Origin of the sequence: Streptomyces kronopolitis, from assembly GCF_050953795.1 — a bacterium.
GTDB classification, from domain to species: Bacteria; Actinomycetota; Actinomycetes; order Streptomycetales; family Streptomycetaceae; genus Streptomyces; species Streptomyces kronopolitis_A.
Genome location: NZ_CP191850.1, coordinates 5,065,633 through 5,078,660, shown reverse-complemented (window position 1 = coordinate 5,078,660; position 13,028 = coordinate 5,065,633). Strand labels below are relative to the sequence as shown.

Genomic DNA, 13,028 nt, shown 5'->3' with positions numbered 1-13,028 from the left:
GGCTCCCGTCGGTTCGTCGGTGGTGCTCAGACAGCGGCCGGCTCGGCGGCCTCGGCCTCGGCGACCACACCGGCGACGCGGCGCAGCTTCTTCATCGGGCCGCGCTCGCTGTCGTAGACCTTCTTGACGCCGTCACCGAGGGACTCCTCGATGGTGCGGATGTCGCGGACCAGGCGGGTCAGGCCGCCGGGCTCGACGGAGGCGGCCTGGTCGGAGCCCCACATGGCGCGGTCGAGGGTGATGTGGCGCTCGACGAAGGTGGCGCCGAGGGCGACCGCGGCGAGGGTGGTCTGCAGGCCGGTCTCGTGGCCGCTGTAGCCGATCGGGACGTTGGGGTACTCGTCCTGCAGGGTGTTGATCATGCGCAGGTTGAGCTCCTCGGCCTTGGCCGGGTAGGTGCTGGTGGCGTGGCAGAGCAGGATGTTGTCGCTGCCCAGGACCTCGACGGCGTGCCGGATCTGCTTGGGGGTGGACATGCCCGTCGAGAGGATGACGGTGCGGCCGGTGGCGCGCATGGCGCGCAGCAGCTCATCGTCGGTGAGCGAGGCGGAGGCGACCTTGTAGCAGGGCACGTCGAACTTCTCCAGGAAGGCGACGGACTCGACGTCCCACGGGGAGGCGAACCAGGCGATGCCGCGCTTCTTGCAGTACTCGTCGATGGCGCGGTAGCCGTCCTCGTCGAACTCCACGCGGTGGCGGTAGTCGATGTAGGTCATCCGGCCCCAGGGGGTGTCGCGCTCGATGTCCCACTGGTCGCGCGGGGTGCAGATCTCCGGGGTGCGCTTCTGGAACTTGACGGCGTCGCAGCCGGCGTCGGCGGCGGCGTCGATCAGCGCGAAGGCGTTCTCCAGGTCGCCGTTGTGGTTGATGCCGATCTCACCGGTGACGTAGACGGGGCGGCCGGGGCCGGCCTCGCGGGTGCCGAGGGTGCGGAGGCGGGAGGTGCTGCTCATGGGGAGATTCCTTCGTGTTGATCAGGGATGTGCAGGGGGGACTTGGTCGGGGACCGGTGGGTGGGGGTCAGAGGGACGGGCCCAGGAGCCAGGCGGCGATCTCGCGGACGGCGCCGCTGCCGCCGGGCGTCGCGGTGACCGCGCGGGCCGCGCCGCGCACCACGTCGTGTGCGTTCGCGACCGCCACGGGCCAGCCGACGAGGTCGAAGCACGGCAGGTCGTTGACGTCGTTGCCGACGTAGAGCACGCGCTCGGGCGCGATGCCGGCTTCCTCGCACCACTGCTTGAGGGCGAGGTCCTTGCGGTCGATGCCGTGCAGGACGGGCACCCGCAGCTTGCGGGCCCGGGCGGCGACGACCGGGTTGGTCTCGGTGGACAGGATCAGCAGCTTCAGCCCGTCCCTGCGCAGGGCGGCGACGCCGAGGCCGTCGCCGCGGTGGACCGCGACGATCTCCCGTCCGTCGGCGTCGATCAGCACCCGGTCGTCGGTCTGGGTGCCGTCGAAGTCGAGGACGACGGCGTCGATGTCGTCCCTGGTCGGCAGGGCACCGGGGCGAGGGGCGTCCAGCAGCGGGGCCAGCGCGCGGGCGCGGGCCAGCTCGTGCGGGTCGTCGATCTCCAGCACCCGGGCGGGGTCGGTGCGCACGAGTTCGGTGCGGCCGAAGAAGCGGTGGCCGCCGGCGCGGAAGCCGGCCGCGTCCATCGCGTAGGCGGCGCCGGTCTCCAGCAGGTCCTGGGGGCGGTCCTGGCGGCGCGGCCGGAAGGACTTGTCGTGGTTGACGCCGTGGCCGCCGGCGGGGACCGTCCGGTCGTCGGGGCCGGCGGCTTCGCCGTCGCGCCAGACGAAGCCGTGGAAGGGGGCGACGGTCAGCGCGCTGTCCGCGCCGCCCTCGACGACCGCGGCGGCCACCGAGTCGATGTCCTCGCGGACGAGGAAGGGGCTGGTGCACTGGACCAGCAGCACCGCGTCGACCGTGGTGCGCTGCTCGGCCTCGTAGGCGTCCATGGCGTGCAGGACGGCGGCCTCGCTGGTGGCGGTGTCGCCGGCGATGTCGCCGGGGCGGCGGACGACGAGGGCGCCGGCGCCGCGGGCGGCGGCCGCGATCCCGGCGTCGTCGGTGGAGACGACGACATCGGTGACCAGGCGGGCGGCGCGGCACTCACGGACCGCGCGGGCCACCAGCGGCACGCCCCCGACGGCGGCGAGGTTCTTGGCGGGCACGCCCTTGGATCCGCCGCGGGCGGGGATGACGGCCACAACAGTGGGTGGCATTGCGGGCTCCTCGGTTCGGCTGGGGGTGGGCGACGGGCGGGTGCTCACAGCTGCCCCCAGCGGCGGATGGCGGGGGCGACGCGCTGGACGCCGTGGCGGTAGGCGCCGCGGGCGGCCTCGCGGACCGTCTCGCGGGCGACCCGGCGCAGTCCGCGGGTCTCCCCGGGGGCCTCGTCGTATCCGGCGAGCGGCCCGCCGTGCGGGTCGAGGCCGTGCCGGGCGAGGATGCCGGGGAGGTAGCCGGGGGCGGTGCGGGGGGTGTAGTAGGGGGCGAGCGGCGGCAGCGCGCCGGCCTCGCGCAGCACGGTGACCCGGGCGCGGGCGGCGTCGAATGCCTGGCCGTAGTCCCCGTCGGCGGCGACGCCCTGCCGGGCCAGCCACTGCGGGTCGGGCTCGGGGCGGTGGCCGGCGTCCAGCTCGTCCCAGGAGGCCAGGCAGCCGGAGCCGAGGAAGTGGTGGTTGCCGAGGGCCTCGCGGACGCCGAGGTCGGTGAGGACGGCGGTGGGGATGCCGCGGTGCAGGGACTCCAGGGCGGCGGTCGAGCTGACCGTGACCAGCAGGTCGGTGCGGTCCAGGACCTCGCCCATGTTGCCGTACACCAGGCGGCAGTTGGCGGGCAGTCCGCCGGGCACCTTGGCGGCGAGCTTCTGGTAGGGCAGTTCCTCGATGTGGGTGGTGTGCTCGCCCGGCTTGCTGCGGAGCTTGATCAGCACCTCGCGACCGGGGTGCGTGCGGGCGTGCTCCACCGCCCTGCGCAGCAGGTAGCCGCGGTCCGCGCGGCTCTCCGGGACGGAGGGCTGGGCGGCGAACACCACGGTGTAGGGGCTGTTCTCGCCGGCGTAGCGCGCGCCGCCGAGGAAGGGCAGGGCGCATTCGACGACGCTGTGGTCGTCGGCGCCGACACCGCGGTAGACCTCGCGGAAGCGGTCCGCGTCGTGCCGGGAGTTGGCGAGCACGACATCGGCGCCGTGCCGCAGCAGCAGCCCGTCGGCGAGCTTCTCGTAGACCACTCCGACGTAGCCGGTGACGACGACGGGGCGGTGCTGTCCGGTGGCGGCGGCCGGAGCCGCGGCGCTCCAGGCGTGGGCCAGGCCGTGCAGCATCGCCTGCACCGCTCCGCCCACGCAGGCCAGCACGAGGACGTCATAGCGCGTACGGTCGAGGGACCGCACGAAGTCGACGCCCCGGATTTCGCGCAGCGAGTCCGCACGGGCGCCGACCTCGTCGAGCTGGCGGACCGTGGGAGTGGCGCGGCCGCGGAGGAGGTACCCGTCGAGCCGGATGTCCGATTGGAGCCGGTACGCTGTCATAGCGCCCCATTTCCATCGGGTGTCCGAGTCGGCGAGCACGGCTACTCGCGGCGTGGAATCGGTACGTGATGGCACGTCGAAGACGCTAGGAAGGCATTCCGTTTGGCGGGCCAACTGGGCCGCAACAAAGGGTTAACAGCGGGTCGACGAATGACGAACCGGCCCGATAGTCGGCCTGGTTAACCATCCCGCCATTCTTCGTTCACCTCGGTGTCCGCACCCCGTAAAGACGAATGCCGGGCACCGCGCCTAACGTCACCCGGGTGGTTAAGCTCTCCGTCATCGTGCCGTTCTACAACGTGCAGACATACGCGCCCGACACCCTGAAAAGCCTGGCGGCCAATGCCCGCGAGGATTTCGAATTCCTGCTCGTCGACGACTGCTCGCGCGACGAGACCCCGGACATCCTCGCGCGCGCCGAACGTGAGCTGCCGGGCGCCAGACTGCTGCGGCACGCACAGAACGGCGGCCTGGCCACCGCCCGCAACACCGGCCTGGACGCGGCCCGCGGCGAATACGTCACGTTCCTGGACGGCGACGACTGGCTCGCCCCCGGCTACTACCCCCAACTGCTCTCCGCCATCGAGGAGTTGGGGTGTGACTTCGTCCGTACGGATCATGTGCAGTGCACCGCCCGGGCGCGCACCGTCCACCGGGTCCCGCACGGCCGGCGCGGGGTGGTGCTGGACCCGCGCGCGGTGATCCTGCCGGCCGACCGCTCCACCTCCGTCGACTACGCCTACGCCTGGGCCGGGATGTACCACCGCCGGCTGCTGGACGACGGGGTGCTGCACTTCAAGGACGGGCTGCGCACCGCGGAGGACCGGCCGTGGATCTGGCGGCTGCACCGCGAGGCCTCCTCCATGGCGGTGGTCGGCCTGCTCGGCGTTTTCTACCGGCGCGGCGTGGCGTCCTCGCTGACCCAGATCGGAGATGTGCGGCAATTGGACTTCATCCGCGCCTTCGACCAGGTGATCGAGGAAACCGCCCAGGACCGCGATGCGGAATTCCTGCTGCCCAAGGCGGTGCGCACCTATTGCGCGATCATTTCCCACCACCTCGGTTCGATCGAACGTTTCGAGCCGCAGGTCGCCCGTAAATTGCGCGCGATGAGCGCGGCGGCCATGAAACGCATGCCGCAGGACGTACTGAAGGAAGCCCTGGATTCCATGGATGTGCAGCGCGCGTCCCGGCTGCGGCGACTGCGCCGCCGCCCGGCACCGGCGGAGGTCGCCGCCTGATGTCCACCCGACCCCGTACCCAGATCTTCCTGGCGTCCACGCTCTACGGCGCGGCGACCCTCGCCGCCGCCCTGGACGCCGACTGCTTCGCCCCGGCCGACCGCCGACTGCTGCTGGTCAGCAACAACGCGACGACCCCGGAGACCAGCCCCGCGCTGGACACCGTGCCCGGCTTCGAGCGGCTGCGCGGCCGCTTCGACCGGGTGCTGTCCTGGAACGAGACGATCAGCCCCTTCCACCCCGGCGGCTGGTCCCCGCGCGCGGACGACGCCCCGCTGTGGGAGCGGCACCTGCGGCTGCTGTGGGGCCTGGGCGACGACCACGTCGAGCTGATCGTGGAGTCCATCCAGGTCAACCCGGCCATGGCCCTCGCCCAGCTGTTCCCGGACGCGCCGATCGACGTCTACGCCGACGGCCTGATGAGCTACGGCCCCACCCGCAACAAGCTCGACCCGCTGATCGGCACCCGGATCGGCCGGCTGCTGCACCTGGACCTGGTCCCGGGCCTGACGCCGCTGCTGCTGACCGAGTTCGAGGTCGAGCCGCAGACCGTGCCGACCGACGCCTTCACCAAGGTGCTGTCCGAACTCTCCGACGCCGCCGGGGAGCTGGCCGTCCCGGACGGCGGCGCGCTGCTGCTCGGCCAGTACCTCTCCGCGCTGGGCATCCTCACCCCCGAGGAGGAAGAGGAGCTGCACGTGCGGATGCTGCGCGGCGCGGCCGAGCGCGGCCACCGCGAGATCGTCTTCAAGCCGCACCCCTCCGCCCCGGCCCGCTGGTCGCGGCTGCTGGAGCGGGAGGCGGAGAAGCGGGACCTGGCGCTGACCGTGCTGGAGCATCCGGTGCCGGCCGAGGTGCTCTACCAGCGGATGCGGCCCGCGCTGGTCGTCGGCTGCTTCTCCACCGCGCTGCTGACCGCGGCCACCTTCTACGGCCTGCCGACCGCGCGCACCGGCACCGGCCTGCTGCTGGAGCGACTCACCCCGTACCAGAACAGCAACCGCATCCCGGTCACGCTGGTCGACGCGCTGGTGCCCGACCTGGGCGACCGCAGCGAGCGGCCGCGCGCCTTCACCACCGCGGACGCCGTCGGCGGCCTGGTCACCGCGGTGGGCTACGCGATGCAGCACCAGATGTACCCGCAGCTGCGACCGCACGCCGAGCGCTATCTCGCGGGCGGCCTCGACCAGTTCACCTGGCGCTACTTCAAGCGCCGCCGGCTGACCGCGCTGGCGCTGCCCGGCGCGATCCCCTCCCAGCTGTCGTTCATCCCGCGCAACGCCACCGTCCGCCGGGTCGCCCGCCGGGCGCGCGCGGTGCAGCGGCGGCTGAAGAAGCGGGCCGCGTTCGGATGACCGCCTCCCAGCTGACGCCCGGCGCGCCGCCCGCCCCGCCGGCCGCCGTCGCCGCCCCGCAGACCGTCATACGGGGGCGCAGCCGTGACGGATCGTCGCGGCTGCGCGCCCTGGACGGGCTGCGGCTGCTCGCCGCGCTGATGGTCGCCGGGTACCACTACGCGGGGCGCAACGGCGAGATATCCCAGGCCTGGGGCGGCTCGCCCGCCCACCAATTCCCCACCCTGGCACCGCTGTTCGCCTACGGCTGTCTGGGCGTGCAGATCTTCTTCGTGATCAGCGGCTTCGTCATCTGCCTCAGCGGCTGGGCCCCACCCGTCGCCCACCACCGCCCTTCAGCGGACCGGGCCACGCCCGGACAGCGACGACTGCGCGCCTTCCTCGCCTCCCGCGTCTCCCGCCTCTATCCGGCGTACTGGGCCGCGATCCTCCTGATCACCGCGGTCTTCGCGCTCCCCTGGGTCGCCTACAAGGCGCTGCCGCCCAGCGAGGTGCTCACCAATCTGACGATGCTGCAACAGCCGCTGGGCGTGGACCGGGTGCTCGGCGTGTGCTGGACCCTCTGGGCGGAGATGCGGTTCTACGCCCTCTTCGCGCTCTGCGTCGTGCTGCCCGGCGCGACCCGCGGCCGGGTGGTGCTCTTCTGTGCCGGCTGGACGCTGGCCGCCGCCCTCGCCCAGGCCGCGCACGAGCCCTTCCTCGACACCGCGCTGATGCCCGAGTACGCCCCGTTCTTCATCGGCGGCATCGGCCTGTACCTGCTGCACCGCTACGGCGCCCGCGACCCGATCGCCTGGGCGATCGTGCTGGTCAGCTGGCTGATCGGGCAGCATTACGCGGTCGCCGGGCTCTGGCACGCACCGTCGGCCACCGCGTTCTCCTACCGCTCGACGGCCGTCATCATCGCCGTCGTCACGCTCGGCTTCGCCCTCGTCGCGGCCGTCGCGCTGGGCCTGCTGCGGGTCAACTGGCGCTGGCTGACCGTGGCGGGCGCGCTGACGTACCCGTTCTACCTCGTCCACGAGCACCTGGGCTGGGTGGTGGTAGGCGCCCTGCACCGGACCCTCGGCCTGCCCGCGTACGTCACGCTGCCGCTGACGGTGGGGCTGATGCTGCTGCTGGCGTGGCTGATGCACCGTTTCCTGGAGCGCCCGCTGACGCCGGCGCTCAAGCGCGCGATCAATCCGCGGCGCCCCGCCGTGTGACCCCGCGGCCGGCGGCGGGGCCGGGGGCGCGCGGACCGCACCCGCCCCCGGCCGCCTCCCGGTCGTCGCCTCGGCGCCGGCCTACCTCCCGGTCGTCGCCGCGACGCCGGCCACGATGATCCGCAGCCCCTCCTCGAAGCTGCGCTCCAGGTCGCCGAACATCTCGTCGCCCGCGCTCACCGCCAGCGGATACTCCTCGCCGAGCCGCTGCGAGCGGCTCGCCAGGTCGTAGGCCGGATCGCGGCTCTCCGGACGGCGCTCCGCCGGATCCCCCGGTTCGGGATAGACCGACTGCTCCTCGATCACCACGCCGACGGTGAAGTTGTAGGCGGTCCACCATGCCCGCGCGGCCTGGTACGCCGAGAAGCCCGCCTTCGTGAGCAGGCGCAGCAGGGCGTCCAGCGGCATGGCGTAGCTCTCGTCGGTCATCCGGGTGCCGCTGAAGACCTTGCCGCCGTCGCGATAGCCGAGCAGCCCGCGGCGCAGCGTCCGGCAGGCGTCGGACAGCGCGTCCTGCCAGGTCTCGTCGGGCCTCCTCCCGCCGGGCTCCGGCTCCGACAGCGGCGCGGTCATCCGCCGCAGCATCTCGGTGGCCATCTCGTCCAGCAGCTCCTGCTTGTTCTTGAAGTGCCAGTACAGGGCGGGTGCCTGGACGTTCAGCTCCTTGGCGATGCGGCGCAGGGTGAGCCCTTCGAGACCCACCTCGTTCAGCAGCCGCAGGGCGGCGTCCGCCACCAATTTCCGGTCGATGCGAGAAACCATGTTGACAACTTAACACCGTTAAGGCCATGCTCGGCACATGGAACTTAACACCGTTAAGGACAGCCGCACGGCGGACACCCTTCCCGCGACCGTCGACGTACTGATCACCGGCGGGGGCCCGACCGGCATCGCCCTCGGCATCGACCTCGCCCGGCGCGGCGTAAGCGCCCTGATCGTCGAGCGGCAGGACCACCTCTCCCCCGGCGCCCGCGGCACGGGTCTCCAGCCGCGCAGCCAGGAGGTCTACGAGGACCTCGGCCTGCTGGCGGCGGCCCGCGAGGTCGGCGGCCTCTACCCGCCGACCGCCCTGTGGGAGAACGGCCGGATCACCGAGGTCCACGAGATGATCGAGCGGGTCGCCCCCACGCCCGACGCACCCCACTCGAACGCGCTGATGATCCCGCAGTTCCGCAACCTCCAGGTGCTCCACACACGGCTGACGGAGCTGGGCGGCAGCGTGCTCTTCGGCACCGAACTCACCGAGTTCTCCCAGGACGCGGACCAGGTGACGGCCCGTCTGCGGCGGGCGGACGGCACCGAGCACACCGTGCGGGCCGCCTATCTGGTCGCCGCCGACGGCGGGCGCAGCACCGTGCGCCGGGCGCTGGGCACCGCGATGAGCGGCCCGGACCTGGAGCCCGGCGTCGCCCTCCTCGCCGATGTGCGGATCGACGGCCTCGACCGGGACCACTGGCACCGCTGGATGCTGCCGACCGGCGGCTTCCTCGGCCTGCTCCCGCTCGCCGGCACCGACCTCTTCCAGACCATGATCGCGGGCCCCGGCGGGACGCCGGACACCTCGCCGGAGACCATCCGCGCGCTGATCGCGGAGCACACCCATCTGACGGCCGAGCAGATCCGCGACGTGGTGTGGACCTCGCTCTTCCGCCCCCGCGCGGGCATGGCCGACTCCTACCGCGAGGGCCGGGTCTTCCTGGCCGGTGACGCCGCGCACGTGCACTCCCCGGCGGGCGGCCAGGGCCTGAACACCAGCGTGCAGGACGCCTACAACCTCGGCTGGAAGCTCGGCCTGGTGCTGCGGCACGGCGCCCCCGACACCCTGCTCGACAGCTACGGCACCGAGCGCCGGCCGATCGCCGCCCACATCCTGGAGACCAGCACCCGGCTGCACCGCTCGCGCAGCCTGCGCCGCGGCCGGGATCTGCACCAGCTCGGCCTCGGCTACCCCGACAGCCCGCTGTCGCGGGAGCTGCGCACGGACCTCGCGGTGGGTGTGCCGGTGGCCGGCGACCGGGCCCCCGACGCCCCCTGCCGCACCGCCGACGGCAGGCCCACCCGGCTCTTCGACGCCTTCCGGGGCCCGCACTTCACCCTGCTCGTCCTGGGCGGCGCCACACTGGACGCGACCGCGCTGCCCACCGACCCCACCCTGCTGCGGATCGTCCGCGTCGACGGCCCGGCCGCCGATCTGCGCGACGCCGACGGCCATGTCCGCGACGCCTACGGCAGCGCCCCGGCCGTCCTCCTGGTCCGCCCCGACGGCTATCTCGCGCTCGGCGCCCCGGACGGGGACGCCACGGCCAAGGTGTCCGCCGCCCTGGCGGACCTCCTCGGCACGGCCGCCCTCCAGCCGGCCGGATGACCTCGGCCGCACGAGGCCGCACCGGCGGACCCACGCCGGCGCGGCCTCGTGACCGGGGTACGGGCGCCTTGAGCGGATGGGGCTGTCGTGCCCGTGCGGTCACCCTTCACCCTGCGGGCCGTGCGGAGCGTCGGTTCGGGAGGGCGGGGAGGGTGGTTCGTCCCGGCCCGTGCGGCGGCGCAGGGCCTTGCGGACGAAGGTGACGGCGTACTCGCCGACGAGGATGCCGAGCAGGCCCGTCAGCGAATTCCACGGCGGGGCGGGGGTGGGCACGCCCATCAGCCAGTACAGGGCGCCGGCCACCAGGCCGAGCCCCAGTGCGGCCCCTGCGCGGGCCGCCGTACCGGACCAGCTCACGCGACGGCCCTGAGCACTCCGTAGCCGATCAGCATGCCGGCCAGGCCGACGAGCCCGAGCAACGGCGGAGCGGGCGAGGGGAACCTCACCAGGCCGTACATCACACCGACCCCGGCACCGGCCGCCAACGCCTCCAGATAGGCCATGCCACGCACCACCTTCCCTCAGCTCCCCGTGCCGCCCCCGGCCACGAGCCGACGCGGCGGCGAAGCGGCACGAAACTCTCCCCGCCGCTGTCTCCCGGAATCAGCCGAGGCCGAAGAGCGCCCGCGCGTTGCCGTAGGCGATTTTGCGGCGATCCAGCTCGCTGATCGCGGTCCGCTCGATCCACTTCACGGCATCCGCGGACGTGGCGTCACGGGACGGTTCCATGTACGGGTAGTCGACGGAAAAGAGGATGTGGTCCGCCCCCACGGTGAGCAACACGTTGTGCAGTGCCTGGTCGGAGAAGTAGCCACTGGTCGTGATCCAGATGTTGTCCGCGAAGTATTCGGCGAGACTCTTCTTGATCTTGCGCAGGGTGGTCATGTCGTACTCGGTCTGCACCCGCCACAGCATTCCCGGCAGCCCTTCCCCCATGTGCCCGAGAATGAGCTTGCTGGTGGGGAAGCGGTCGAAATGCCCACTGAGCAACAGGCGCACCGCGTGGGATGCGGTCTCGGTGGCGAATCCCCATACGGCACCCACCATCTCGTTGTGCCCGTCGTACAGCGAGGACACCGCGGACAGCGGAGGGCGCGGGTGCAGGTAAAGCGGCACATCGAGTTCCGAGAGCGCCTCCCAGAACGGGTAGTACACCGGGTCGTCGAGGTAGCGGCCGTGAGCCGGATCCCCTTCGTTCGTGTAGCCGTTGACCAGGACACCCTTGAATCCGAGGTCCCTCACGGACCGCCGCAGTTCCGCCACTGCCTGGTCGGGCTCCTGCAGCGCGACGGCCGCGAAGCCGGAGAAGCGGTCGGGGTGCTGAGAGACCTCCTTCGCCAGGAAGTCGTTCTGCCTGCGCGCCTCCGCCGTGGCTTCGGCCGGATCGATAACTCCCTGAATTCCGGGGGAAGTCAGCGAGATGATCTGGTGCTCGATGCCGGCCGCGTCCATGACCTCCAGCCGCTTGTCGAAGTCGGGCAGCAACTCCTGAGCCTTCCGGTAATACTCCGGTGTCTGGCCCAGGCTTTCGGCCAGCTTCCGCAGGCTGGCCTCATCCTGAGAAAGGTGGGAGCGCACGACATCCGGGTGCTCGTAGGCTTCTTCGATGGCGATCTTTGGCAGACCGTTGGCCGAAGTCATCGCTTTCCCTTCAGTGGCGGACGGAGGCGCTGCTCTCACGTCACGACGCCGCGGCACGCGGTTCGTGAGAATGTGAGGAGCCCTGGAGGCGCCGGGCGAGGGAAAGAGAACGTCCTTCGCTCTGGGCGACCGACGCCCTCGACACCCGTTCCCTTCATCGTCTCAAGCACGTCTCCCCGGCCTGAGAGAAGCGCTGACCACGCAGGTGAATTTCACCCGATCTGCCTCATGGCCGTCCGGGTCGGCGGGCGCCTCGAATGGGGCGCCCATCCGGCCCGCGGGCTACAGCACCAGCGACAGCAGCAGAACGCAGACGATCCCGACGACCGAGATCAGCGTCTCCATCACCGACCAGGTCTTCAGCGTCTGCCCGACGCTCAGCCCGAAGTACTCCTTGACCAGCCAGAATCCGGCGTCGTTGACATGGCTGAAGAAGAGCGACCCGGCGCCGATGGCCAGCACCAGCAGCGCGGTGTGGGTGGTGCTCATGTCCGCGGCGAGCGGGGCGGCCAGCCCGGCGGCGGAGATGGTGGCCACCGTCGCGGAGCCGGTCGCGAGCCGGATGGCGACCGCGATCAGCCAGGCCAGCAGCAGCGCGGAGACGTGCCAGCCCTTGGAGAGGTCCAGGATCATCTGGCCCACGCCGGCGTCCACCAGCGTCTGCTTGAAGCCGCCGCCCGCGCCCACGATCAGCACCACGCCGGCGATCGGCCCGAGCGACTTCTCGACGGTCGTGGCGATCCGGCCGCGGGTGAAGCCGGCCGCCCGCCCCAGCGTGAACATCGCGACGATGACGGCGGTCAGCAGCGCGATCAGCGGGGAGCCGACCACGTCGAAGATCCGCTGCACCCCGGCCGCGGGGTCGTCGACGACGATGTCCACCAGCGCCTTCGCCAGCATCATCACCACCGGCAGCAGCACGGTGGCCACCGTGATCCCGAAGCCGGGCCGCTTCGCCAGGTCGTCGGTGCCGCGCTCGGGCACCAGGTTCTCGGGCGGGCGGACGTCCACCCAGCGGGCCGCGTAACGGGAGAAGACCGGACCGGCGATGATCGCGGTCGGGACGGCGACGACCACACCGAGCGCGAGGGTGACACCGAGGTTCGCGCCGACCGCGTCGATCGCCGACAGCGGCCCGGGGTGCGGCGGGATCAGCCCGTGCATGACGGACAGTCCGGCCAGCGCCGGGATGCCGATCCGCATCAGGGAGAAGTTGCCGCGCCGGGCGACCAGCAGCACCACCGGGATCAGCAGCACGATCCCGACCTCGAAGAAGATCGGCAGCCCGACGATCCCGGCGATCAGCACCATCGCCCAGGGCATCGCGCCCCGGCCCGCCCTCGCCAGGATCGTGTCGACGATCTGGTCCGCACCGCCGGAGTCGGCCAGCAGCCGCCCGAGGACGGCACCCAACGCGATCAGCACCCCGGTGCCGGCGACCGTCGTACCGAGCCCCGTGGTGAAGCTGGTGATGGCCTTGTCCAGCGGCGCTCCGGCCACCGCGCCGAGCACCAGCGAGCCGATGATCAGCGACAGGAAGGCGTGCAGCTTGAACTTGGTGATGAGCAGGACGATGACGGCTATGCCGGCCAGGACGGCGATGCCCAGCTGCGCGTGACCGGCCGAGGTGATCGGCTCGGTCGCGTCCGCTGCGAGCATCTCCACGCTGAGATGTGCCACGGCGA

12 protein-coding genes are annotated in these 13,028 nt (G+C 72.0%); 4 read left to right on the top strand and 8 right to left on the bottom strand.

Features of this window, described 5'->3' with window-relative positions; translation table 11 throughout:
• Positions 1-26 precede the first annotated feature (26 nt).
• From ACQP17_RS22535 to ACQP17_RS22525, 3 genes are all read right to left on the bottom strand, one after another.
• A complete protein-coding gene (locus ACQP17_RS22535) occupies positions 27-953 on the bottom strand; it encodes an N-acetylneuraminate synthase family protein (RefSeq protein WP_364874800.1) in 927 nt (308 codons plus the stop codon).
• Between the two features lie 67 nt (positions 954-1,020).
• Entirely contained in the window at positions 1,021-2,226 is a 1,206-nt protein-coding gene (locus ACQP17_RS22530; RefSeq protein WP_433857901.1) for a cytidylyltransferase domain-containing protein, read from the bottom strand.
• Between the two features lie 44 nt (positions 2,227-2,270).
• Complete coding sequence (locus tag ACQP17_RS22525) at positions 2,271-3,611, bottom strand: DUF6716 putative glycosyltransferase (RefSeq protein ID WP_433857900.1); 1,341 nt, start codon at positions 3,609-3,611, stop codon at positions 2,271-2,273.
• 188 nt (positions 3,612-3,799) lie between these two features.
• Here ACQP17_RS22525 and ACQP17_RS22520 point away from each other — a divergent pair, with 188 nt between their 5' ends.
• From ACQP17_RS22520 to ACQP17_RS22510, 3 genes are read left to right on the top strand one after another with little or no spacing between them, the layout of a single operon-like run.
• Positions 3,800-4,777, top strand: coding sequence for a glycosyltransferase family 2 protein (locus ACQP17_RS22520; protein WP_433857899.1), 978 nt, complete (start codon positions 3,800-3,802; stop codon positions 4,775-4,777).
• Positions 4,777-6,132, top strand: a complete 1,356-nt coding sequence (locus ACQP17_RS22515; RefSeq protein WP_433857898.1) for a polysialyltransferase family glycosyltransferase — start codon at positions 4,777-4,779, stop codon at positions 6,130-6,132. The genes ACQP17_RS22520 and ACQP17_RS22515 overlap by 1 nt, the downstream gene beginning before the upstream one ends.
• The gene (locus tag ACQP17_RS22510; protein ID WP_433857897.1) at positions 6,129-7,337 is read left to right on the top strand and encodes an acyltransferase family protein; all 1,209 of its coding nucleotides are present in this window, start codon (positions 6,129-6,131) and stop codon (positions 7,335-7,337) included. The genes ACQP17_RS22515 and ACQP17_RS22510 overlap by 4 nt, the downstream gene beginning before the upstream one ends.
• 81 nt (positions 7,338-7,418) lie before the next feature.
• Here ACQP17_RS22510 and ACQP17_RS22505 read toward each other — a convergent pair whose 3' ends face one another.
• Complete coding sequence (locus ACQP17_RS22505) at positions 7,419-8,099, bottom strand: TetR/AcrR family transcriptional regulator C-terminal domain-containing protein (protein WP_433857896.1); 681 nt, start codon at positions 8,097-8,099, stop codon at positions 7,419-7,421.
• 37 nt (positions 8,100-8,136) lie between these two features.
• Between ACQP17_RS22505 and ACQP17_RS22500 the strand changes: the two genes are divergently transcribed.
• A complete protein-coding gene (locus tag ACQP17_RS22500; RefSeq protein ID WP_433857895.1) occupies positions 8,137-9,702 on the top strand; it encodes an FAD-dependent monooxygenase in 1,566 nt (521 codons plus the stop codon).
• Positions 9,703-9,801: 99 nt separating this feature from the next.
• Here the strand turns inward: ACQP17_RS22500 and ACQP17_RS22495 are convergent, their stop codons facing one another.
• From ACQP17_RS22495 to ACQP17_RS22480, 4 genes are all read right to left on the bottom strand, one after another.
• On the bottom strand, positions 9,802-10,059 hold the full coding sequence (locus tag ACQP17_RS22495; RefSeq protein WP_433857894.1) for a DUF1427 family protein: 258 nt from the start codon (positions 10,057-10,059) through the stop codon (positions 9,802-9,804).
• The gene (locus tag ACQP17_RS22490; protein ID WP_433857893.1) at positions 10,056-10,205 is read right to left on the bottom strand and encodes a DUF1427 family protein; all 150 of its coding nucleotides are present in this window, start codon (positions 10,203-10,205) and stop codon (positions 10,056-10,058) included. The genes ACQP17_RS22495 and ACQP17_RS22490 overlap by 4 nt, the downstream gene beginning before the upstream one ends.
• A 100-nt stretch (positions 10,206-10,305) precedes the next feature.
• Positions 10,306-11,343 carry an amidohydrolase family protein gene (locus ACQP17_RS22485; protein ID WP_433857892.1) on the bottom strand — a complete coding sequence of 346 codons (1,038 nt, stop codon included), beginning with the start codon at positions 11,341-11,343 and terminating at the stop codon, positions 10,306-10,308.
• A gap of 282 nt (positions 11,344-11,625) precedes the next feature.
• Positions 11,626-13,023: a gluconate:H+ symporter gene (locus ACQP17_RS22480; protein WP_433857891.1), complete on the bottom strand. Its 1,398-nt coding sequence runs from the start codon at positions 13,021-13,023 to the stop codon at positions 11,626-11,628.
• Positions 13,024-13,028 lie beyond the last annotated feature (5 nt).

Excerpts from the sequence above, each read along its gene's own strand:
- ACQP17_RS22535 (WP_364874800.1), bottom strand. The coding sequence starts at position 953 with ATGAGCAGCACCTCCCGCCTCCGCACCCTCGGCACCCGCGAGGCCGGC.
- ACQP17_RS22530 (WP_433857901.1), bottom strand. The coding sequence starts at position 2,226 with ATGCCACCCACTGTTGTGGCCGTCATCCCCGCCCGCGGCGGATCCAAG.
- ACQP17_RS22515 (WP_433857898.1), top strand. The coding sequence starts at position 4,777 with ATGTCCACCCGACCCCGTACCCAGATCTTCCTGGCGTCCACGCTCTAC.
- ACQP17_RS22510 (WP_433857897.1), top strand. The coding sequence starts at position 6,129 with ATGACCGCCTCCCAGCTGACGCCCGGCGCGCCGCCCGCCCCGCCGGCC.
- ACQP17_RS22505 (WP_433857896.1), bottom strand. The coding sequence starts at position 8,099 with ATGGTTTCTCGCATCGACCGGAAATTGGTGGCGGACGCCGCCCTGCGG.
- ACQP17_RS22500 (WP_433857895.1), top strand. The coding sequence starts at position 8,137 with ATGGAACTTAACACCGTTAAGGACAGCCGCACGGCGGACACCCTTCCC.
- ACQP17_RS22490 (WP_433857893.1), bottom strand. The coding sequence starts at position 10,205 with ATGGCCTATCTGGAGGCGTTGGCGGCCGGTGCCGGGGTCGGTGTGATG.
- ACQP17_RS22485 (WP_433857892.1), bottom strand. The coding sequence starts at position 11,343 with ATGACTTCGGCCAACGGTCTGCCAAAGATCGCCATCGAAGAAGCCTAC.